Annotated in this window: 23 protein-coding genes and 1 tRNA gene; 14 read left to right on the top strand and 10 right to left on the bottom strand. The window is 66.5% G+C overall.

Annotated features, from left to right (window positions below):
* Nucleotides 1-12 precede the first annotated feature (12 nt).
* Nucleotides 13-1755 carry a DNA repair protein RecN gene (locus tag O5K39_RS09825; protein ID WP_271147085.1) on the top strand — a complete coding sequence of 581 codons (1743 nt, stop codon included), beginning with the start codon at nt 13-15 and terminating at the stop codon, nt 1753-1755.
* 498 nt (nt 1756-2253) lie between these two features.
* Here O5K39_RS09825 and O5K39_RS09830 read toward each other — a convergent pair whose 3' ends face one another.
* Nucleotides 2254-2982, bottom strand: coding sequence for a hypothetical protein (locus O5K39_RS09830; RefSeq protein ID WP_271147086.1), 729 nt, complete (start codon nt 2980-2982; stop codon nt 2254-2256).
* A gap of 106 nt (nt 2983-3088) precedes the next feature.
* On the opposite strand from O5K39_RS09830, the gene O5K39_RS09835 reads away from it, so the two are divergent.
* The 4 genes from O5K39_RS09835 (at nt 3089) to O5K39_RS09850 (ending at nt 6422) form a co-directional block, all read left to right on the top strand.
* A complete protein-coding gene (locus O5K39_RS09835; protein ID WP_271147087.1) occupies nt 3089-4672 on the top strand; it encodes an ATP-binding protein in 1584 nt (527 codons plus the stop codon).
* Nucleotides 4669-5094, top strand: coding sequence for a response regulator (locus tag O5K39_RS09840; protein WP_271147088.1), 426 nt, complete (start codon nt 4669-4671; stop codon nt 5092-5094). Before O5K39_RS09835 ends, O5K39_RS09840 begins: the two co-directional genes overlap by 4 nt.
* The gene (locus O5K39_RS09845; RefSeq protein ID WP_271147089.1) at nt 5091-6131 is read left to right on the top strand and encodes a histidine kinase dimerization/phosphoacceptor domain -containing protein; all 1041 of its coding nucleotides are present in this window, start codon (nt 5091-5093) and stop codon (nt 6129-6131) included. The genes O5K39_RS09840 and O5K39_RS09845 overlap by 4 nt, the downstream gene beginning before the upstream one ends.
* Nucleotides 6132-6233: 102 nt before the next feature.
* A complete protein-coding gene (locus O5K39_RS09850) occupies nt 6234-6422 on the top strand; it encodes a CsbD family protein (RefSeq protein ID WP_271147090.1) in 189 nt (62 codons plus the stop codon).
* A gap of 60 nt (nt 6423-6482) precedes the next feature.
* On the opposite strand, the gene O5K39_RS09855 is transcribed toward O5K39_RS09850, so the two are convergent.
* From O5K39_RS09855 to O5K39_RS09885, 7 genes are all read right to left on the bottom strand, one after another.
* Nucleotides 6483-6986, bottom strand: coding sequence for a hypothetical protein (locus tag O5K39_RS09855; protein WP_271147091.1), 504 nt, complete (start codon nt 6984-6986; stop codon nt 6483-6485).
* Nucleotides 6987-7066: 80 nt separating this feature from the next.
* On the bottom strand, nt 7067-7897 hold the full coding sequence (locus O5K39_RS09860; RefSeq protein WP_271147092.1) for a hypothetical protein: 831 nt from the start codon (nt 7895-7897) through the stop codon (nt 7067-7069).
* Nucleotides 7898-7968: 71 nt separating this feature from the next.
* Complete coding sequence (locus O5K39_RS09865; RefSeq protein ID WP_271147093.1) at nt 7969-9147, bottom strand: VWA domain-containing protein; 1179 nt, start codon at nt 9145-9147, stop codon at nt 7969-7971.
* Entirely contained in the window at nt 9147-9449 is a 303-nt protein-coding gene (locus O5K39_RS09870; RefSeq protein WP_271147094.1) for a HepT-like ribonuclease domain-containing protein, read from the bottom strand. Before O5K39_RS09870 ends, O5K39_RS09865 begins: the two co-directional genes overlap by 1 nt.
* A 19-nt stretch (nt 9450-9468) precedes the next feature.
* Nucleotides 9469-9756 carry a nucleotidyltransferase family protein gene (locus tag O5K39_RS09875; protein ID WP_271147095.1) on the bottom strand — a complete coding sequence of 96 codons (288 nt, stop codon included), beginning with the start codon at nt 9754-9756 and terminating at the stop codon, nt 9469-9471.
* 42 nt (nt 9757-9798) lie between these two features.
* Nucleotides 9799-10452 (bottom strand): hypothetical protein, encoded by a 654-nt coding sequence (locus O5K39_RS09880; protein ID WP_271147096.1) that lies wholly within the window; start codon nt 10450-10452, stop codon nt 9799-9801.
* Between the two features lie 47 nt (nt 10453-10499).
* A complete protein-coding gene (locus O5K39_RS09885; protein ID WP_271147097.1) occupies nt 10500-11045 on the bottom strand; it encodes a GNAT family N-acetyltransferase in 546 nt (181 codons plus the stop codon).
* 77 nt (nt 11046-11122) lie between these two features.
* On the opposite strand from O5K39_RS09885, the gene O5K39_RS09890 reads away from it, so the two are divergent.
* The 9 genes from O5K39_RS09890 to O5K39_RS09930 all read left to right on the top strand — a co-directional run bounded on the left by O5K39_RS09890 (nt 11123) and on the right by O5K39_RS09930 (nt 20439).
* Entirely contained in the window at nt 11123-12040 is a 918-nt protein-coding gene (locus tag O5K39_RS09890; RefSeq protein ID WP_271147098.1) for a histone deacetylase family protein, read from the top strand.
* Between the two features lie 41 nt (nt 12041-12081).
* Nucleotides 12082-12699, top strand: coding sequence for a histidine phosphatase family protein (locus O5K39_RS09895; protein WP_271147099.1), 618 nt, complete (start codon nt 12082-12084; stop codon nt 12697-12699).
* Nucleotides 12700-12762: 63 nt separating this feature from the next.
* Complete coding sequence (locus O5K39_RS09900; protein ID WP_271147100.1) at nt 12763-13011, top strand: exodeoxyribonuclease VII small subunit; 249 nt, start codon at nt 12763-12765, stop codon at nt 13009-13011.
* Nucleotides 13011-13376 carry a tRNA-binding protein gene (locus O5K39_RS09905; protein ID WP_271147101.1) on the top strand — a complete coding sequence of 122 codons (366 nt, stop codon included), beginning with the start codon at nt 13011-13013 and terminating at the stop codon, nt 13374-13376. Before O5K39_RS09900 ends, O5K39_RS09905 begins: the two co-directional genes overlap by 1 nt.
* On the top strand, nt 13373-14296 hold the full coding sequence (locus O5K39_RS09910; RefSeq protein ID WP_271147102.1) for a polyprenyl synthetase family protein: 924 nt from the start codon (nt 13373-13375) through the stop codon (nt 14294-14296). Before O5K39_RS09905 ends, O5K39_RS09910 begins: the two co-directional genes overlap by 4 nt.
* Nucleotides 14297-14357: 61 nt before the next feature.
* On the top strand, nt 14358-16268 hold the full coding sequence (gene dxs / locus O5K39_RS09915) for a 1-deoxy-D-xylulose-5-phosphate synthase (RefSeq protein ID WP_271147103.1): 1911 nt from the start codon (nt 14358-14360) through the stop codon (nt 16266-16268).
* Between the two features lie 1233 nt (nt 16269-17501).
* Entirely contained in the window at nt 17502-19898 is a 2397-nt protein-coding gene (gene lon / locus O5K39_RS09920; RefSeq protein ID WP_271143469.1) for an endopeptidase La, read from the top strand.
* 156 nt (nt 19899-20054) lie between these two features.
* The gene (locus tag O5K39_RS09925) at nt 20055-20330 is read left to right on the top strand and encodes an HU family DNA-binding protein (protein WP_271143470.1); all 276 of its coding nucleotides are present in this window, start codon (nt 20055-20057) and stop codon (nt 20328-20330) included.
* A gap of 35 nt (nt 20331-20365) precedes the next feature.
* Nucleotides 20366-20439: transfer RNA gene (locus O5K39_RS09930), tRNA-Val, on the top strand.
* Between the two features lie 813 nt (nt 20440-21252).
* On the opposite strand, the gene O5K39_RS09935 is transcribed toward O5K39_RS09930, so the two are convergent.
* Nucleotides 21253-21957 (bottom strand): DUF1206 domain-containing protein, encoded by a 705-nt coding sequence (locus O5K39_RS09935; protein WP_271143471.1) that lies wholly within the window; start codon nt 21955-21957, stop codon nt 21253-21255.
* A 38-nt stretch (nt 21958-21995) separates the two neighbouring features.
* Nucleotides 21996-22160, bottom strand: a complete 165-nt coding sequence (locus O5K39_RS09940; RefSeq protein WP_271143472.1) for a hypothetical protein — start codon at nt 22158-22160, stop codon at nt 21996-21998.
* Nucleotides 22161-22274 lie beyond the last annotated feature (114 nt).

Raw genomic sequence — 22274 nt, forward strand, 5'->3', positions numbered from 1 at the left:
TCGCACCCGCCCATGCTGACCGCCCTTTCCATCCGCGACGTGGTGCTGGTCGACGCGCTCGACCTTGAGGTCGAGGACGGCCTGACCGTGCTGACCGGCGAGACCGGGGCGGGCAAGTCGATCATCCTCGACGCCCTCGGCCTGGCGCTGGGCGGGCGAGGAGAGGCGGGGCTGGTGCGGTCGGGCGCGAAACAGGCGAGCGCCACGGCCGTCTTCACCGCGCCCGACGACGATGACCTGATCGCCCTGATCGCCGAGCGCGGGTTCGACGTGTCGCCGGGCGAAGACCTGATCCTGAGGCGCGTCCTGTCGGCCGACGGCCGCAGCCGGGCCTATGTCAATGACCAGACCGCCGGGGTCGCGGCCCTGCGCGAGATCGGGGCCCGGCTGGTCGAGGTCCATGGTCAGCACGAGACCGTCGGCCTGCTGGACTGGAAGACCCATCGCGGGCTGCTGGACGCCTATGGCGGCACCGCGCCTCAACTGTCGGCCGTGGCGCAGGCCGCCGAATGGTTGAAGGCCGCCGAGACCCGTCTGGCCGCCCTGCGCGCCGCCGCCGCCGACGCCGCGGCACGATCGGAGGAAATCGCGCTCAACCTGGCCGATCTCGATGCCCTTGACCCGCGCGAGGACGAGGAGACCGAACTGGCCGGAGAGCGCGCCATCCTGGGGGCGGCGGAAAAGGCCATGGCCGATCTGGCCGACGCCCGGACCCAGCTCGGCGGCGACAAACTGATCCAGAAGCTCTCGGCGGCCCTGCGCGCCGTCGAACACGCCCGACAGCGCGCGGCCCAGGCCCTGGGGCCTTCAGACGCAGAGCCGGGAACCGACGCCGCCGCTCCGACCGGCGCAGAACACGTCGTGCTCGCCCGCCTGTCCACCGCCGCCGAGGCGATCGATCGCACCATCGTCGAGGCGCTGGAGGCCATCGCCGAGGTGGATGCCGCCGCCAACGCCTTCGATTTCGAGCCCGGTCGGCTGGACAAGGCCGAGGAGCGGCTGTTCGCCCTGCGCGCCGCCGCCCGCAAGCTGAACACCACCGTCCATGCCTTGCCGGCCCTGCGCGTCTCTCTACGCGAGCAGCTTCGCCTGATCGAGGACGGGGCCGAGGCCCTGACCGCCGCACAGCGCGAGACGACGGCCGCGCGCGAAGCCTACGATCTGGCCGCCACCTTCCTGACCTCCGCGCGCGAGGCGGCGGGCGACCGGCTGACCCGCGCGGTCATGGCCGAACTGACCCCTCTGAAGCTGGACCGCGCCCGCTTCCGCGTCGCCTTCGAGCCGGTCGGCGAGGACCGGCGTGGCCCGCTCGGTGTCGAGACCGTCCGCTTCCAGATCGCCACGAATGCGGGCGACGGCTTCGGCCCCCTGGACGCCATCGCGTCGGGCGGCGAACTGGCTCGCTTCGCCCTGGCCATGAAGGCGGCGCTGGCGGGGCGCGAGGACCAGCGTCAGCCGGTCATGATCTTCGACGAGGTCGATCAGGGCGTCGGCGGCGCCGTCGCGGAAGCCGTCGGCCAGCGCCTGAAACGCCTGTCGTCGGGCGCCCAGGTCCTGGTCGTGACCCACAGCCCTCAGGTGGCGGCGCGCGGTCACACCCACTGGAAGGTCATGAAGTCGGACGCCGATGGAATGACGACGACGACGGTGGTCCCGCTGGATGACGATCGTCGCCGTGAAGAGATTGCGCGGATGCTGTCCGGTGCCGTCATCACCGACGAGGCCCGTGCGGCGGCGGCTGTGCTGATCGGCTAGGGAAAGTTCCAGTCGGGGTTGTGCCGATGGAGTCGAATGCTACCGTCGTTTGGTCAGAACGTTGCGAGTCGGGAATTGCAGATGGCGGTCTTGAGATGGGCGGCGACACTGGTAGTGGGCGCGGGCTTGCTGACGCTGACGGCGGCCACAAGCAAGGCACCAGATCCAGTTCGGCCATTGGCGTCTGCGCCTACCGACATGATCTTGCTCCCGGTCGCTACGCTCACTCAGGATGTTGGCGAGAGCATCAGGGTCTGTATGTATCACGGGGCAAGCCCTCGCGATTATCCGGTCGTTCACGCGACCTGTCGCGGCGGTGGCGACAAATGTACGGCGTTCGTGGCTGTAACGAAGGAAGAAGCCGATTTTCTGCTTCTAACCTACGATCTGTCAAATCCGCCTGTCGAAGCCAACGGAGCCGTCTGCGACCGGCCATTGTTTCTTTCCAGCGGTGTTCTCGGGCAGAGCCGTTGACATCCATTCGACTGAGGAAATCGTCTACCGAACGCTGACCCATCCCCCCGCCGACGCATTCCGCGCCGCGTCGTTCGCAGGGCGCGCGATCAGGCCCGACTGGGTGATCCAGACCTCGTAGCGGGCACCGTCAGCCATCGGCATGTAGGTGGCGCCGCCGTACAGGGTATCGACCGCGTCGACGTATTTGCGATAGCGCCGGGCTGCGTCCCAGACGCTGACGTTCCAGGGGATGACGACGTCCAGGATCCGCCCGTTCTGGGGATCGCCGCCCGACAGGGCGTGGACGCTGCGGGCGCCGGTGCGTTCCTGTTCGATGTTCTGATAGCGGCCCGACAGCCGATCCAGTCGGTATTGGGTGTCCAGACCCAGGACGTTGGCCCATGGCTTCCACTTCAACACCTGGGCCTCGATCCGCCAGTCGTCGCCGTTGACCGGATACATCGCCGATCGTGCCGGGCCGCCCTCGGTCAGCGGCGGTTGGATCACAGTCACCTCGAAATACTGCGGGGCCAGCTGTCTCAGCTGGATCGTCGCCACCGGTCGTTCGTGGGTCAGCCGGGCATAGGTCTGGATGTTCTGGGCCAGCAGCACCGCCGCCCCGGCTGCCGCGAGCACCGCCCCACCGCCGATCATTTTCAGCGGCCCTGTGACCCAATGTCCCCGGAAAAGCGAGATCAGGCCGTTCAGCACGAACAGCGCCGCGATGAAAGCGATCAGGGCCGGGGCGATCCACCAGTATGAAATCAACATCGCGGGCCTCCCTTCGCTTACGGCTTAGCTTGCACAATCAAACGCTTGGCTGACGTTTCGGCGGCACGACGCTGGACAGGACGCACAGCCCAGCTAACCTTGCGTCATGACCTCAGACACCGCCAGCGACTTCTCCTCCGAGGGGCCGTCCTCGCCTGCGAAGACGACGACACCGGCAGGGGTGTCGAGCCTGATCCGTTTCCTGCGCGTGCCGTCGCTGGCTCGCTCGGTGGTGGCGCTTCTGGCCGGCGCGCTTCTGCTGCTGCTCGTCGTGAACGGCAGCACCTTCCTGATGATCCAGCGGACCGCCGGCCTGAACGCGGAGGTCGATACGACCTGGCAGGTCCGCCGGTCGGCCCGAAACCTGATTCTCAACATCCAGGGGGCGGAGACCGCCCAGCGCGGCTTTCTGCTGACCGGCCAGCCCGGCTTTGCCGCCGCCTACGAAAGGGCCCGGGTCCGCAATCCCGCGCTGCTCGATGCCTTCCGCGAACAGATGGGCACCGATCCGGTGGGGGTCGCCTCGGCCGAGTCGCTTACGCGCCTCAGCGCCGACAAGTTCGACGAGATGTCCGCCACCCTGGCCATGGCCCGCCAGGGGCAGATCGGTCAGGCGGTCAGCCGGGTGCGCACCGGCGACGGCAAGCGCATGATGGACGACCTGGACGCCGAGATGGTGCGGGTCGACGCCTGGGTCAACGCGACGCTTGAGGATCGACGCGAACGTTCGCGACAGGCGGCCCTGACCACCATCATCGTCAATGCCATCGCCGGCTTTCTGATCCTGACCCTGGGCGGCATCATCTTTCTGCTGGTGCGGCGTTATCTCCAGGACATGGCCTCCGCCCGTGCGGCGGTCGATGCGGTGAACGCGGGGCTGGAAGCCAAGGTTCGCGAACGCACCGGGGCCCTGATCCGGGCCAACGAAGAGGTCCAGCGGTTCGCCTATATCGTCAGCCACGACCTGCGTTCGCCCCTGGTCAACGTCATGGGCTACACGGCCGAGCTTGAGCAGGCCGGCAAGACCATCGACGCCCAGATGACCAAGGTCGAGACCCTGGCCCCCGACCTTGTCGAACGCGACGCCCTGACGGCCGTGCGCGACGACATCCCCGAGGCGGTGGGCTTCATCCGCGCCTCGACCGAGAAGATGGACCGGCTCATCAACGCCATCCTGAAGCTGTCGCGCGAGGGCCGGCGCAACCTGGTCCCGGAGACGATCGACATGGCGGCCATGGCCCAGAAGGCCGCCGACGCCGTCCGTCACCAGACCGAGGCCGCCGACGCGGAAGTGATCGTCGAGCCCATGCCGACCCTCGAGAGCGACCGGCTGTCGGTCGAACAGATCGTCGGCAATCTGATCGACAACGCCGTCAAATACCTGGACCCGAAACGCCCCGGCCGGATCGTGGTCTCGGGACAGGACCGCCCCGGAGGCTGGGTCGAGTACACGGTGGCCGATAACGGGCGCGGCATCTCGGACAGGGATCACGAACGCATCTTCGAACTGTTCCGCCGCGCGGGCCGCCAGGACCGGCCGGGCGAGGGTCTGGGTCTGGCCTTCGTGCGAAACAGCGTTCGGCGACTGGGCGGCTCGATCGACGTCGAGTCCGTTCTGGGCGAGGGCTCGACTTTCCGCCTGAAATTCCCCAAACGCCTGATCCTAGTGGATTCCGGAGACGCCCTGTGACTGCCCCCGTCAAGATCGTGATGGTCGAGGACGACCATGGCCATGCCAAGCTGATCGAAAAGAACATCCGGCGCGCCAACATCAACAACGAAATCATGCATTTCGACCACGGCCAGGCCGCGCTCGACTATCTGTTTTCGGAAGAGGTCCGGCTGAACGGCCCGATGCTGATCCTGCTGGATCTGAACCTGCCCGACATGCAGGGCACCGACATCCTGGCCGAGGTCAAGAAGGACGAACGCCTGCGTCGCGCGCCTGTCGTCGTCCTGACGACCACCGACGACAAGACCGAGATCCAGCGCTGCTACGACCTGGGCTGCAACGTCTACATCACCAAGCCGGTCGATTATGAGAGCTTCGCGGGGGCGATCCGACAGTTGGGCCTGTTCCTGTCTGTCATGCAGGCGCCCGAGATCGAATGACGGATACCAAACCGGCTGTCAGGCTGCTCTACATCGATGACGACGCCGGCCTGTCCCGTCTGGTCCAGAAGGAACTCGGCCGTCACGGCTATGAGGTGACCTGTGCCCCCGACGGCGACGCGGGCCTGGAAAAACTGGAGCAGGGCGATTTCGACGTCTGCGCTCTGGATCACTACATGCCGGGCCGCGACGGCCTGGATGTGCTGCCTGACATCATGGCCATGCCCGAGCCGCCGCCCGTCGTCTATGTGACGGGAGCCCAGGAAGGCCGGATCGCGGTTGCCGCCCTCCGCGCCGGTGCCGCCGACTATGTCATCAAGGATGTGTCCGAGGACTTCACCTCCCTGTTGCGGTCCGCGCTCGAGGACGCCCTGTTGCGCCGCCGCCTGCAGCGCGAGAACGACGAGGCCCAGGAAGAGGTCCGGCTGGCGCGCGACCGCGCCGAGGCCATGCTGCGCGAGGTCAATCACCGGGTCGGCAACTCGCTGCAACTGGTCTCGACCTTCATGTCATTGCAACTGCGCCACCTCGCCGACGAGGGGGCCCGCAGTGCGGTCAAGGAGGCCCAGGCGCGGATCGAGGCCGTGGCCCACGTCCATCGCCGTCTCTACACCTCGGGTGACATGTCGACCGTGGCCATGGACGAATATCTGGCCGGACTGATCGACGAACTCTCCAAGTCCCTCGGCCCCGACGAGGGCTCGCCGACCCTGTCGCTGGAGGCCGAGCCCATGCGGGTCTCGACCGACCAGGCGGTGTCGCTCGGGGTCGTGGTCACCGAACTGGTCACCAACGCCGTGAAATACGCCTATGGCCCGGGTCAGGGCGGCGAAATCCGCGTCATCCTGAAGTCGGGCGGCGAGGGCAGGGCCTTGCTGACCGTCGAGGACGACGGCCCCGGCATGGGTGACGGCAAGCCCAAGGGTACTGGTCTGGGCGGCAAGATCATTGGTGCCATGGCGTCGGGCCTGCGTTCGGCGGTCGAGATCGATCCGGAGCACCGGGGCGTCCGCGCGCGCCTGGCCTTCGATCTGTAGCGACGGGCCCCAAGCTCTGCCGGAGGAACGTTCCCGGGCCTAACCCGTTGATCCTGCACGAGACGCCGCCACTCCGGCGACACCGTGAACCAGGAGATATTCATGCCCGATCATGACCGTATCGAAGGCGCCGCCAAGAACATCGGTGGCCAGATTAAGGAAGGCGTCGGTAAGCTGACCGGCGACGAGAAGCTGAAGGCCGAGGGCAAGATGGATCAGGTCGAGGGCAAGACCCAGAACGCCGTCGGCGGCATCAAGGACACCCTGCGCGACGCCGACAAGCGCAACTAGACCGCCTCATTATCGCATGCGACGCCGCTCCCGATCGGGGGCGGCGTTGTCGTATCGGCCTCAGTCGCCGCCCAACCGGAACGACAGACCCTCTGTCGTCGTCGCACCCGTCGCCGGTCGGCATTCCCGGCCAAAGGCCACGACGCCGCTCGCGGTCCGCGTCGGCCGTTCCTCGCAGATCTCCGCGACGGGTGCTGCGGTGGCCGCCAGAGTCCGTTGAACGGGGGCGCAGGTGGTTTCGTAACCGCCCTTGCCGTCCGACACCTGCCGGCAGCCTTCGATGCCGTCGGGGGCCAGACCGCCGGGCAGGCGATCGCCCAGCGCCGCGGCGAGGTCCGTCCGCACCCGTACCTGGCACGCCTCCATGGTGGCGTCCTTGCGGATCATCGGACTGCACTGCGATCGCTCCCAGCCATAGGGGTCGGCTTTGGCCCAGTCGGGCACGGTGGATACAGGCTGTGCCGCCTGCGCCGGTGCCTCGGGGTCGGGTGTGACCGGCGTGTCCCAGGCTATGGTTCCCGCAGACTGTTGCAGCAGCAGGGCGGCGAGGGCGGCGATGAGCATGGCGAACTCCCGAACGACCCGTTGACCCTGCCACGGAACGATGGTGCCCGGAAATCACGATCTCGGTGCGGAGCCTCCGTTCAGCGAGGGCGATCGCACCGCGCCATCCACGCCGTCGTGTCCTCTCCGCTCAAGGGGCGACCACAGTCCGTCGCGGGCGTGGCCCTCAGCTCGCGCAGCCTCGCCTCCGTGCTGTCGAGCAAGGCGTCTGCGTTGCCGGTGCTGCAGACCGTCGAGGTGCTCGATGTCGTCGTGCCGAAGGCGTCCGCGGGGGTCCGGGTCGAGACCTGGCGACAGGGGCCGGTCGCCGCATCGGAGGTCCAGGACCGTGCCCTGGCCACGGGGCGGGGTTCGGAGCCAGCCGGCGGTCCTGCCGCCGCCTCGGCGCGGGCGATGGCCAGGCGGTTGCGGGCACGGCGCCGGCAATCGGCCTCCGCCGTCTCGATCTGGCCGGCACACTGCTCCCCGATCCATTTGTCCGGATTGGTGAAGGCTGTTTGAGGCAAGGTGTTGTCGGACGCCGGAGTCGGCGACGTCCGCGAAGTCCCGTCCGCATTGTAGTCGGCGGCGGCATAGCCCTCGGTGCCCCGTGTCCTCGCCGACCAGTCGAAGCGCCCGGCGGGTTGCGCGGCCGTTTCAGGCGGCGATTGGTTGGTGGTCGTGCTCTCGAACCGGGCGTCACGGACGATGGCCCAGGGGTCAGCGTTCTCCTCAGGCTCTGCAGCCGGTGCAGTTGGCGAGGCCTCGGATACGAAGACGCGCGGCGGCCCCGGCGGACAGTTGGGGCTGCTGATCCGACCCCGCCCAAAGCGGCACGGGTCGGTCGCCGCGACCGGCTCGACCACACCGGGCGCCGTCTGGACGATCCCGTCGGCGGACTGAACCAGTATCAGGATGAGGAACATCAGCATGGCGGTCGCCTCCCAGCCCGGTCGTCATAGCAGTGTGCGCCCCGACCGGCCCTGACGCGACCTGACGTCCCTCAGCGTGTCAGGGTCCGCATCGCCCGGTCCAGCCCGTCCAGCGTCAGGGGGAACATCCGTTCGTCCATGACCTCGCCGATCAGTTTCACCGAGGCGGTGTAGCTCCAGTACCGCTCGGCGACCGGGTTCAGCCACACCGACTTGTCCCACTGCAACCGCGCGCGTCTCAGCCAGACGGCACCGGCCTCCTCGTTCCAGTGCTCGACCGACCCTCCGGGCATGGTGACCTCGTAGGGGCTCATCGTCGCGTCCCCGACGAAGATCGCGCGCCAGTCGCCGTTGTAGCGGTTCAGCAGGTCCCAGGTCGGAATCTTCTCGGCGTGACGCCGCCGGTTATCCTTCCACACGCCTTCGTAGAGGCAGTTGTGGAAGTAGTAGAATTCCAGGTTCTTGAACTCGGTCTTCGCGGCGGAAAACAGCTCCTCGCAGAGCTTGATATGGCCATCCATCGACCCGCCGACGTCGAGGAACAGCAGAACCTTGATCGTGTTGCGCCGTTCGGGCCGCATATGGATGTCGAGCCAGCCCTGACGCGCCGTGCCGTCGATCGTGCCGTCCATGTCCAGTTCTTCGGCCGCCCCGGTCCGGGCGAACCGGCGCAGCCGACGCAGGGCCACCTTGATGTTGCGGGTGCCCAGTTCGACCGTGTCGTCCAGGTTCCGGTACTCGCGCTTTTCCCAGACCTTGACCGCCCGGCCCTGTTTGCCCGGCCCGCCGATGCGCACGCCTTCGGGGTTGTAGCCGCCGTGGCCAAAGGGCGAGGTGCCGCCGGTGCCGATCCATTTGGACCCACCCTCGTGGCGTTCCTTCTGCTCCTCCAGACGCTGTTTCAGCGTCTCCATCAGCTTGTCGAAGCCCCCCATGGCCTCGATCTCGGCCTTCTCCTCGTCGGTCAGGAACTTGTCGGTGAGCAGCTTCAGCCAGTCTTCGGGGATGGCGGTGGTCAGGTCGTCGCCGATCCCGACGCTTTCGATCCCCTTGAACACCGTCCCGAACACCTGATCGAAACGGTCGTAATGCTTCTCGTCCTTGACCAGCACCGCCCGCGACAGATGATAGAAGTCCTCGACCCGGCCGCCGGCCACATCCTTGTCCATGGCCTCCATCAGATGAAGCCATTCCTTGGTCGACACAGGCACCTTGGCCTGACGCAGGGCGGTGAAGAAGGGGAGGAGCATCAGAGGGTCTTCAATGCTGCGGCGAGCTTGGGAACTTCATAGGCCGCTATGACCCAAAGGACCGAAAAGTTCGCAGACCCATAGTCGTGAGCAAGTCGATTGCGCAGGCTGATCATACCCTTCCAGTCGAGGTCAGGCAGCCGCGCCTTCAAACCCGCCGACATCTGGTTCGCCGCCTCTCCGATCATCAGCAGCCGAAACGCCGTCGCATCTCGCCGCAAGGGATCGCTCTCAAAGGTCGCTTCCGATAGCCCCTCAATGTAGCGGGAGATCAACGAGATGGAGTCGTTGATTTCGGCCAACAGAGCTGTGTCTGATCGATCAGACCGCAACGCAGTCTCTCAAGGCCGTCGCGCGAATGTGAGCGTTGCGAAGGCCATCCGTCGTCAACAGATCAACGTCCCTTCCCAACATTGCCGTCAGGTCTTCCGCCAAGCTGTAAAATCTCCAGCCTAATGGCTTGGACAGATCCACCAGCAGATCCACATCGCTGTCCGGTCCGGCCTCGTCACGTGCGTAGCTACCGAAAAGGCGCACGTTGACGATACCCTGCTCTTCCAGCCAAGGCTTCAGTTCGCGCAAGCGTATCAGCAGTTCGTCGCGGGTCATGGGAAGATCATAGGCCGAGCCAACGGGAATCGAAAATCTGCCTCATGGTTTTGTCGGTGACCGCCCGCCCGGCAAGCTGAGGATGAACGACATTCCCGCCATCAAGGCCAAGGTCTCATCGGCGATCGGTCCAGTAGCCCGGTGTTTGAAACTCCAGTCTCCAACCTTTGAAACAAGGATCAGGCTCAGTTTCGGCTGGTCCTCGATCTCAACGTCATAGGCAGCCAGTAGGATGTCCGGCCCACCTTCGCGACTGACGAGAGCGACGTCACCAGTATGTGGCCGCGCGTTCGGCAGCCTTTGCCGGAATGCAGCGATTGCAGCGTCGAGGTCTTCCCGAGCGGAATGACGATCAGGATACCTGGTCGCATAGATGGTGTGTTCGGAGCCCAGCATCCACATTCCGCAGGCCACGTCGTCGCCGCGTTCAACCCCGCCCAAGCTGGCCGGGAAAATTCGGATGTAGTCGTGTCGGTCACCGGAGAAACCGCAAGTCAATCCGCTGGCGGGGTGCAGAACCGTTGGCGTGCCGTCCTCGGTTGCGTTCTCGAACACCCCCCGCGCGCCTGCTTCGGAAATCAGCCTGTCTGCGATGACGCGGGCCGCAGCGATCTCTGCGGGCGTGGCGGGCTTGACGGGCGCCGACTGCGAGATTGGCAGCAGTAGCGCCGCGAAGAGTGCGATAGTGGCAAACATGGCGTCCTCGATCCTTGGTCGATCAAGCCACGGTTGCGCGGGTTCGTCTATCCCCGCCGCAGGATGAACTCGTCGTCCATCCAGGCCCCGACGGGATACTGATATTCCCCGGCCTTCTCGAACCCATAGGCGGCATAGAGCTTCTGCGCTTTCAGGTTGCCGCTCCAGACGCCGATCCACAGGGGGCCGTCGGTATTGGCCTCCATCCAGTCCAGCGATGCCGTCAGAAGCTTGGTGCCCAGGCCCAGCCCCTGCGCAGACTTGCCGACATACAGCCGGCGCAGTTCCATGTTGGCGGGCGACGCCTCGGGGTGGGGCAGGGTGTTGGGCCCGGCGTTGGCGAAGGCCAGCAAGTCGCCGTTTCGCTCGGCGACCCACCAGGCCGCGCCGGGTTCGGACAGCTTCCTGGCTGTGCCCTCCGGGCTGAAGCTGGCGTCCAGGAAGGTGGCCAGGTCGTCGGCGGGGTAGGGGATGGCGAAACCCTCCGCCGAGACGAAGGTGTCGATGAAGGTCTGGCGGCCCAGGGCCCCGAGGGCTTCGGCGTCCTCGGGTCGGGCGGCGCGGATCAGGATGGTGTCGGTGGTCGAGGTCATGGCCGGGCGATTACACCCAAAGGCCGCACGTCGTCATCCGCGACAATCCCTGTCGATGCCCCTATCGTGCTTATGCAATGACGACCCTGTTCACCCATCCCGACATGCTCGACCACCGACCGGGGCTCGGTCATCCCGAGCGACCCGAGCGGCTGCAGGCCGTGCTGGACGCCCTGGCGTCGGTCGGTCTCGACCGCGATCGCCGCGCGGCGACCGAGGCATCGGTCGCCGATCTGGAGCGGGTTCATCCCGCCGACCACGTCGCCCGGCTTCTGGCCGCCTCCCCGGACAGCGGCTTCGCCCAGCTCGATGCCGACACCATCCTGTCGCCCGGCAGCGTCCGCGCCGCGCGCCTCGCCGCCGGGGCCGTGATCGACGCCGTCCGCGCCGTCGCGGAGGGACAGACCGCCCGCGCCTTCGCCGCCGTCCGTCCGCCCGGCCACCATGCGGAGCCGGACCAGTCGATGGGCTTCTGCCTGTTTTCCAACGTCGCGATCGCCGCCCGCGTGGCGCAGTCGCTGGGCCTGGCCCGCGTCGCCGTGGTCGATTTCGACGTCCACCACGGCAACGGCACCCAGGCCGCCTTCGACGCCGACGACAGCCTGTTCTTCGCCTCCATCCACCAGTCGCCACTCTATCCCGGCACCGGCGCGGCGTCGGAGACCGGGGTCGGGAACATCGTCAACGCGCCGGTCGTGCCCCATGCGGCGCGCGAGCACTGGCGCGGGGCCTTTGCCGGGACGCTGATGCCGGCGTTGGACGCCTTCCATCCCGACCTGATCCTGATCTCGGCCGGATTCGACGCCCACCGCCGCGATCCCCTCGCGCATCAGTCGCTGGAGGCCGAGGACTTCGCCTGGGCGACCCGCGCCGTGCTCGAGGTCGCGCGCCAAAGGTGCGGCGGCAAGGTTGTGTCCTCCCTCGAGGGCGGTTACGACCTTGAAGGGCTCGGCCGCTCCGCGGTCGCTCATGTCACCGCGTTGGGGGAGGATTGAGGACCGAAGACGACATCGCTGTCGCCACATCTCCTCGCGCTATGACCCTGCCCGCCGCCTCTTCAGACCTGTCTCCCGCGCCCCGGCCGGGGGCGATCATCCTGACCCGGCACGGCGAGCCGGCGCTGTCGCGCAAATGTCGGCTGACCGCGCGCCAGTATGGCGAGTGGTGGGGCCGTTACGAGATCGGTGGCCTTCTGCCCGGCCAGACGCCGCCGCCGGAACTGCTTGAGACCGCCGGCCGGGCGGGTGCCATCTATTCGTCGACCCGCCTGCGGGCCCGCGAAAGCGCCGCCGCCGCCGCCGCCGGCCGCGACCTCATCGTCGATCCCATGTTCATCGAGGCTCCCCTGCCGCCGCCGCATTTCCCCGACTGGATCAGGCTGCCGCCGAAATGGTGGGGCGGGGTGTCGCGTTTCTGGTGGCATTTCTTCGACCATCACGAGGGCCAGGAAACCCGTGCCGAGGCCGAGGTCCGCGCGGCATCCGTCGCCCGCCTGCTGATCGACCGCGCCGCCGAGGGCCCGGACGTGCTGGTCTTCGCCCACGGCTATTTCAACCACATGGTCGGGGCCTGCCTGAAGGCGCAAGGGTGGACGCTCGTCCAGAACCAGGGGTTCCGATACTGGTCCCAGCGGCGCTACGAAAAGCGCGGATGACATCATGCGGCGCGACGCTTTCCGCCGTTGAAGCCTCGCCCCCGGCCCTCTAGGGTCGCCCCGATGACCGACGCCGCTTCTCCCCCCGCCGATCTCAGCTTCGAGGATGCGCTCGCGCGTCTGGAAGGCATCGTCTCGCGCCTTGAATCCGGCCAGGCCCCGCTGGAGGAATCGATCACCCTCTACGAAGAGGGTGCCCGCCTGAAATCCCTGTGCGAAGACCGGCTCAAGGCGGCCCAGCTGCGGGTCGAGAAGATCGTCGTCGGCGCCGACGGCCAGGCCAAAGGCGTCCAGCCCGCCGAGTTCGGCTGATGGCCGCACTCGCCTCATCCCCCGCCGCTGACCGCATCGCCTTCGATGATTTCATGAAGGTCGACATCCGCATCGGCCAGGTGATCAAGGCCGAGACCTTCCCGGAGGCGCGCAAGCCCGCCTACAAGCTGACCATCGACTTCGGCGATCCGATCGGCGTCAAACGATCCTCGGCCCAGATCACCCGCCACTACACGATCGAACAGTTGACCGGCCGCAAGGTCGCCGCCGTCGTCAACTTCGCCCCGCGCCAGATCGGCCCCTTCATGTCGGAGGTGCTGACTCTCGGCTTTCCCGACGCGGACGGAGAGGTGGTCCTGGCCGGCGTCGATCGGGACGCCGTCATCGGCGGGAGGCTGTTTTGACCGGCTCGCTCAAGCCCCATGCCGCCAACTCGCCCGAACAGTCGGTGATCGACCGGGTGGCCGAGGTCGCCGATCTGGTCACCGTGGCCCTGGATCAACTGCTGCCCCGCGCCGATGGCCCCGAATCGCGGCTGACCGAGGCCATGCGCTATGCGGCGCTGGGGCCCGGCAAGCGTCTGCGTCCCTATTTCGCGATGGAGGCCGCAAGGCTTTTCGACATCGAGGAACGCCCCGTGCTGCGCGCCGCCTGCGCCCTCGAATGCGTCCACGCCTATTCCCTGGTCCACGACGACCTTCCGGCCATGGACAACGATGACATGCGCCGGGGCCGGCCGACGCTGCATATCGCCTATGACGAGGCGACTGCCATCCTGGCCGGTGACGCGCTCCAGACCGCCGCCTTCGACATCATCCTGCACCCCGACACCCATGAGGACGCGGAGATCCGCTGCGAACTCGCCGCCCGCCTGTCCCTGGCCAGCGGCGCGCGCGGCATGGCCGGTGGCCAGATGATCGACCTGCTCGGCGTCCGCGACGACCTCGGCGGCGTCGCCCGGATGCAGCGGCTCAAGACCGGCGCCCTGTTCACCTACGCCTTTGAAATACCCCTCATCATCGCCCAGGCCCGTGACGCCCATGTCCAGGCCCTGACCAATTTCGCCCACGACATCGGCCTGGCCTATCAGATCGTCGACGACCTGCTGGACGTCGAGGGCGACGAGGACATCCTGGGCAAGGCGGCGGGCGGCAAGGACGCGGCCCAGGGCAAGACCAATTTCGTCACCCTGCTGGGCGTCGATCAGGCGCGACATCGCGTCGCGCACCTGGCCGATCAGGCCCGTGGCCACCTCGATGTGTTCGGCCACGACGCCGAAAACCTGAAAGCCAGCGTGGACTTCGTGCTAAACCGGCGGTCGTAGGCGGAGCATTCCTCCGCCCTCCGAGTTCAAGCAAAGCCGCTCCCCAAGGTCCTCGCCGTCCATGCCCGAAACCCCGCTTCTCGATACCGTCACCGTCCCGGCCGACATGCGCGACTTCTCGATCGCCCAGCTGCGTCAGCTGGCCGACGAACTGCGGGCCGAGACGATCGATGCGGTGTCGGTGACGGGCGGACATCTGGGGGCTGGGCTCGGCGTCGTCGAGCTGACGACGGCGCTCCACCACGTCTTCGAAACGCCCAGGGACATCCTGATCTGGGACGTCGGCCATCAGTGCTATCCGCACAAGATCCTGACCGGCCGCCGCGACCGCATCCGCACCCTGCGCCAGCCCGGCGGCCTGTCGGGCTTCACCAAGCGCAGCGAGAGCGAGTACGACCCGTTCGGCGCCGCCCACGCCTCGACCTCGATCAGCGCGGCCCTGGGCTTCTGTGCCGCGCGCGATCAGAAGGGCGAGACCAACAAGGTCGTGGCGGTCATCGGCGACGGCTCCATGTCGGCCGGCATGGCCTATGAGGCGATGAACAACGCCGCCGAGACCACCGGCCAGCTGACCGTCATCCTCAACGACAACGACATGTCGATCGCGCCCCCGGTCGGCGGGATGAGCGCCTATCTGGCCAAACAGGTCTCGGGCGGCGCCTACCAGAACTTCCGCCAGTTCGGAAAGAAGGTCGCCGAACACATGCCGCGTCCGTTCCGCGAGGCGGCCCGCAAGGCCGAGGAATACGCCCGGGGCATGGTCACCGGCGGCACCTTCTTCGAGGAACTGGGCTTCTACTACATCGGGCCGATCGACGGCCACGACATGGACAACCTGGTCCCGATCCTCAGGAACGCCGCCGCCATCACCGACCGGCCCGTCGTCGTCCATGTCGTGACCCAGAAGGGCAAGGGCTACGCCCCGGCCGAGAGCAGCGCCGACAAACTGCATGCGGTGGTCAAGTTCGACGTCGTCTCGGGCAAGCAGTCGAAATCGGTCTCCAACGCCCCCAGCTACACCAAGGTGTTCGGCACTGAGCTGATCAAGCGGGCCGAGCGCGATCCGACCATCGTCGCCATCACCGCCGCCATGCCCAGCGGCACCGGCCTCGACCTGTTCGGCCAAGCCTTCCCCGACCGCACCTATGACGTCGGCATCGCCGAACAGCATGCGGTGACCTTCGCCGCCGGCCTGGCCGCGGACGGGATGAAGCCCTTCTGCGCCATCTATTCGACCTTCCTTCAGCGCGGCTACGATCAGGTCGTCCACGACGTGGCGATCCAGAAACTGCCGGTCCGTTTCGCCATGGACCGGGCCGGTCTGGTCGGGGCCGACGGCGCGACCCACGCGGGATCGTTCGACATCGGATACATGGGCGCGCTGCCGGGCATGGTCCTGATGGCCGCCGCAGACGAGGCCGACCTGGCCGCCATGATCGCGACCGCCTGCGAGATCGACGACCGGCCCAGCGCCTTCCGCTATCCCCGCGGCGACGGTGTCGGCGTCGAGATTCCCGAACTCTCGGCCCCGCTGGAGATCGGTCGCGGCCGCATCGTGCGCGAGGGCACGGCCGTCGCCATCCTGTCGCTGGGCACCCGCTTGCAGGAATCGCTGAAGGCCGCCGACCTGCTGGCCGCCCACGGCATCTCCGCCACCGTCGCCGACGCCCGCTTCGCCAAGCCTCTGGATGCCGAGATGATCCTGCGCCTGGCCCGCGAGCATGAGGCCCTGATCACGGTGGAGGAGGGGGCCATGGGCGGCTTCGGGGCCTTTGTGCTGCAACTCCTGGCCGAGAAGGGCGCACTGGATACGGGGCTGAAGATCCGCACCCTCCACCTGCCTGACGTCTTCCAGGACCAGGACAACCCCGCCGCCATGTACGCCACCGCCGGCCTCAACGCCGACCAGATCGCCGCCGCCGCGCTCAAGGCGCTGGGTGTCGATGCGGCACGGGGTGCGGTTAGGGCCTGATTCCTGGGCCGTCGCTAAAGCCAGCGACTGCGGCGTTTCTTCCCTTCTCCCATTGGGAGAAGGTGGCCGCGAAGCGGACGGATGAGGGTCGGGCCTGTCTGTCGGCGAAGCCGTCGCACGGACGGTGACACGGCTGGCGCCGACTGAACCACTCACCCCTCACCCTTTCGCGCAAGAACGACGGCTGCGCCGCCGTGCGCTCAAGCCCTCTCCCCATGGGAGAGGGACAGCCTCACGGCGTCTCCAGACTCCTGTCCTGGCGGAATGAGCAGAGGAGACGGCTTGTCCAAGGCCTCCAACTTGCGAATCTCGCCCGACCCAACCCCTTGCCGGACCAAGGGTACGACCGCTTCTGACGCCGAGCACCGGCGATCTTCGCGCCCAGGTCCCCGCATCGGCTATGCTTCACCCTGTCCCGTCGCGGAGGGGAAGGCGTCCTGGGCCCAGGACCCGGACGTCGCGGCGGGAGCGATCGAGCGGGTATACCGTGTCGTTCAACGGTGACGGACCCTGGCCCGGCGATGACCTGGAGCCTGTGGAGAGCGAACCGGCGACGATGCGGCTGTCCACGGCGAAACCGTGGAGCCCGGGAGGCCTGTATCCTCCCGCCCGCCTCGGGCTTCGTTTCGACCGGGTCTAAACGGCGACAAGCGCAGGGGATTGAAGACCCCCGGCAGGCTGTACGAAACCCTCCCCGAAACGCTCGAGCGAACCGGTCGCGGCGGAGCCTCAGGCGAAAGCCGAAAACATTTCAGCCCCTACGGCGAAAGCACGGGGCATTCCTTCGGTTCCGGGCGATCGCCCAGGCTCCGCCCACTTCCCCATCACTTCAGCGCATCGGCGCGTGAGGGCGTAGAGCCGTGTGTGGCGGGTGGTTAGTGGTTGGTGATTTGTGATTGCCCTATCGGGCAGCGGTCTCTGCCGCGCGCCATGGGCCTGCCGTCGATGATGCGACAATCACAAATCACCAACCACTAATCACAGTCCACAGACATCTCTCGCTCTAAGCCTCCAAAATCGCCTCCCCACGCGATCACGAACCACACCCTCAACCACCAAATCATGCTTTCCACGGACCAATCCGCAGTCACGCTTGAACCTTGGTGCGATGCAACCACATACTCACCCGAACGCCGTCACACTGGACGGGCCGTTTCTGAGGGGTCGCTGCATGTCGCGGGGCCTTTCGCTGCGGCGGGCCGGAGATCTCCAATGGCCCGGGAGTAACCGAGAATGACTGACATCAAGACCCTGCCCGTGTTGCCTCTGAGGGACATCGTGGTTTTCCCGCACATGGTCGTGCCCCTGTTCGTCGGACGCGAGAAATCGGTTCGCGCCCTGGACGAGATCATGAAGGGCGAAAAGCAGATCCTGCTGGCGACCCAGAAGAACTCCGTCGATGACGATCCGACGCCAGACGCCATCTATCCGGTCGGGGTGCTGGCCACCGTCCTCCAACTGCTGAAACTGCCCGATGGCACGGTCAAGGTGCTGGTCGAGGGCAAGAGCCGCGCCCGCCTGACCCGCTTCACCGACCGCGAGGAGTATTTCGAGGCCGAGGCCGTCGCCATCGCCGACGAACCGGGCGAGCCGGCCCAGTCCGAGGCCCTGCTGCGCGCCGTCGTCGAGCAGTTCGAGAACTATGTGAAGCTGAACAAGAAGGTGCCGCCCGAGGCCCTGAGTTCGATCCCCCAGATCACCGATCCGTCCAAGCTGGCCGACTCGGTCGCCGCCCACCTGTCGGTCAAGATCGCCGACAAGCAGGGCCTGCTGGAAACCATCGACGTGCCCAAGCGGCTGGAGAAGGTCTACGGCTTGATGGAGGGCGAGATTTCCGTCCTGCAGGTCGAGAAGAAGATCCGCTCGCGCGTGAAGCGCCAGATGGAGAAGACCCAGCGCGAATATTACCTCAACGAACAGATGAAGGCGATCCAGCGCGAGCTGGGCGAGACCGACGACGCGCGTGACGAGGTCATGGAGCTGGAGAAGCGCATCCGCAAGACGCGCCTGTCCAAGGAGGCCCGCACCAAGGCCGAGGCCGAGGTCAAGAAGCTGCGCAACATGAGCCCGATGTCGGCCGAATCGACGGTGGTGCGGAACTACCTCGACTGGCTGCTGTCGATCCCGTGGGGCAAGGCCAAGCAGAAAGCCATCAACCTAGACGCCGCCGAGGCCATCCTGGAAGAGGATCACTACGGTCTGGAGAAGGTCAAGGAACGGATCATCGAGTATCTGGCCGTGCAGGCTCGCACCAACTCGCTGAAAGGTCCGATCCTGTGCCTGGTCGGACCTCCCGGCGTCGGCAAGACGTCCCTGGCCAAATCCATCGCCAAGGCGACGGGCCGTGAGTACGTCCGCATGTCCCTGGGTGGCATGCGCGACGAGGCCGAAATCCGGGGCCACCGCCGGACCTATATCGGCTCCATGCCCGGCAAGATCATCCAGTCGATGAAGAAGGTAAAGACGACCAACGCCTTCATCCTGCTGGACGAGATCGACAAGCTGGGCGCCGACTGGCGTGGGGACCCGTCCTCGGCCCTGCTCGAGGTGCTGGATCCGGCACAGAACAATGCGTTCGGCGACCACTATCTGGAGGTCGACTACGACCTGTCCAACGTCATGTTCGTGACCACGGCCAACAGCCTGAACATGCCCCAGCCCCTGATGGATCGGATGGAGATCATCCGGGTCAGTGGCTACACCGAGGACGAGAAGGTCGAGATCGCCAAGCGTCACGTCCTGCCCAAGGTGACCAAGGACAATGGCCTGACCCCGGCCGAGTTCGTGGTGCCGGAAGACACCATCCGCGACCTAATCCGCTACTACACCCGTGAAGCCGGTGTCCGTTCGCTGGAACGCGCCTTGGGCGGTCTGGCCCGCAAGGCCGTGCGCGAGATGTCCAAGGAAAAGACCCTGTCGATCACGGTCGATGCCGAGAAGCTGGCCAAATACGCGGGCGTTCAGAAGTTCCGCTTCGGCGAGACGGACGAAGAAGATCAGGTCGGCATCGTCACCGGCCTGGCCTGGACCGAGTTCGGCGGCGAGATTCTGACCATCGAGGCCATCAAGATGCCGGGCCGTGGTCGCATGACCGTGACCGGCAACCTGAAGGACGTGATGAAGGAATCCATCTCGGCCGCCGCCTCCTACGTCCGGGCGCGGTCGCTGACCTTCGGCGTCAAGCCGCCGGTGTTCGAAAAGACCGACATCCACGTCCACGTGCCGGACGGCGCCACGCCCAAGGACGGTCCGTCCGCCGGCGTCGCCATGACGGTGGCCATGGTCAGCGTCCTGTCGGGCGTGCCGATCCGCAAGGACATCGCCATGACCGGCGAGATCACCCTGCGCGGTCGCGTCACCGCCATTGGGGGCCTGAAAGAGAAACTGCTTGCCGCCCTGCGCTCCGGCATCAAGACGGTGCTGATCCCTCAGGAGAACGAGAAGGATCTGGCCGACGTGCCCGACAATGTGAAGAACGCGCTGGAGATCGTGCCGATCTCGACGGCGGACGAAGCATTGAAATGGGCCCTGGTCGGAGCCCTGACCCCCGTCGAATGGGACGAGGTCGCCGAGCCCCTGACCCCGGCCCCGGCTCCGAACGCTCCGGACGGCACGGTCGTCAGCCACTGACGCTGTCCCGTTTCGGGGCATTAAGTACGAAAAGCGCGGTCCGGGCCCTCCCGGGCCGCGTTTCCCTTTTGACGCGAGCCCAAAGGCGCCCTTTAGTTTCCTCGGGGGCAGGGATCAGTGCGGTGCTCCGAGGCGCCGAACAGCAAGGGCATTCGCATGACCAAGACCGAGTTGATCGCGGCCATGGCCGCCGCCGCCGACATCAGCCGCGATCAGGCCAAGCTGGCGCTTGAGGCCTTCACCGACGGCGTCACGGATTCGCTGCGCCAGGGTCATGACGTCCGCCTGACCGGCTTCGGGGCCTTCGTCGCCGTCGATCGGAAGGCCGGCGTCGCCCGCAACCCCCGCACCGGCGAGGCCATCGCCCGTCCGGCTTCCCGAACGGCCAAGTTCCGCGTCGGCGAAGGACTGAAAAGCGTCTTGAACGGCTGACCCGCACAGGGCACAAGGCCGGTTCCCGACGGTAAGGGCGGCTAGCTCAGCTGGTCAGAGCATCTCGTTTACACCGAGAGGGTCGGCGGTTCGAACCCGTCGCCGCCTACCGTAATTTCCTCTCAATATCAGCCAGTTATCCTGATGTTAGGGAGAAAATATGCTCCGTAAACGGAGCGAGTTCGGTCTACTGGGGCAGTACTGGGGCAGTTTCTGCGCATTTCGCTGAAACGTCCTGCATCGTCCTGAACCGCGTTTCCGGACTTTTGTGCTGATTGCCGCTGAGGACCCAGCCGTCGTCAAGCACTTGAATCTGCCTTGGCCATCCCAGGTTCGACCGCATGAAGGCCAGGCTTGGGGATCAAGTCCTGAAGTCCAGATATCCCGTAAGTCCACATCGGACGTCAGGGCGTTTCTCGACCTCCGACAGCTGCTCTTCAGGACTCATTTTCCGCAGGCGTCTCGGTGTCGATGACATCGGCCCTTCCATCGCACAGGGGAGGCCCAGCGACGGTCGAAACGATGAGTCCCGACTTAGGCTCTGGTAGCGGCACGTGCGATATCGCCTCAACTCGGTGAGCGGATGGTGGCCGCCCGTCTGATGGGCCGGACCGTGGTTTTACGCGAACGGGCACCTCAGGACCTCAAGGTCCAGTTGGCCACCCTGCGGCCCGACCGCGCCGTCGCCCTTTCCGCCTATCTTGGTGCCGTGCTGGGCCGGGCGCACAGCCGTCAACTGAAGCCGTCGGACGCGTCGTTTGGGCGCGCGAGATCGCCTCGACCTCGGGCGCACTAGACGCGCCGGGCTGGCTTTGGCGCTCGGTCGTCGACCTGCTGTCAGTGCACAAGGCGGCGTACCTCGAACATTGCCGCCGCTTAGCCCTTGATGGCAAGGAAGCCGCGTGAGGTCGGATCGCTTGAGCTAGCCGAGCGCGCGCGGCGCGCGGATTCGTCGAAACCGAGCCTCTACGAAGGCGAAGCCGCCGAATGCGATCAGACCCGCGGCACATGCGGTGAGGAGGATCGACCCGCCTGGCTGATTTTGCAACGCCTGGAACGAGCCCGCCATGCCGGTGACCTCGGCTGCCCGCGTGTACCAGCCCGCCAGGCCGACAAGTACGGCCAGCGGCAAATAGGCGAAGCCGCGCGCCACATACCCCGCCCTGGCCAAGATCGATAGCCGGTGATACCATTTCGGAGAGCAGGCGAGGGTGTCAGCGAAGTCGCTGTGAACACCCTTCAGGATATTGCCAACACCCACGCCCGCTATAACCACCGCGACCGCCATCAGCAGCAGGTCGCCGAACGGAAGCGCGAGCAGGGTAGCCGCCTTCTCTCGGTTCTCAGCGACATCCTCAGATGCAATGTGAGAGCCGGCTTCGTCGAGCAGCTCGAACACCCCGCCAGCCAACAGGCTATAGAACAGGCCGCTCAGGGCCTGGCCGGCGCGGGTCAGAAGGGCGCGCGAGGAGGTTCCCTCCCTGTCAGCGTCGAACACGGACTGGACGATGCGCCAGCCGACGAAAGCCCACAGACCAAGGCCCAGCGCGATAAGCCACACCCGCCCGAACGGCTGTTGCGCCAGCCAGATCGCGACGCCCTGCGTGCCGACCAGCCGCCCGCCCAAATCGAGAGCTGAAAGTAGGGCAAGGCCTCCGACCGAGGCTAGACGAACCCCCGCGCGCCGTATCCGAGGCGCGCTGCAAATTCGGCGGCACCCGACACTGCGTTCGGGTTCGAAATGCTCGGGACCAGATTCTGAAAACGTTGCGCGGCGACTTTGGCCGCGTGCGAGAGCGCGGCGGGAAAAGCGAGCTTGGCCATCGCCATTGCAACGTTCGACCCAGCGACAGGCTCCGCCGGCCAAATGCCGAAACTGCGGAGAATCCACGCGGCCTGGGAGCCGCCATCCGCCACCTGTGTTTGTTTCGGACGGAGGCAGTA

Origin of the sequence: Brevundimonas sp. NIBR10, assembly GCF_027912515.1 — a bacterium.
Taxonomy (GTDB): Bacteria; Pseudomonadota; Alphaproteobacteria; order Caulobacterales; family Caulobacteraceae; genus Brevundimonas.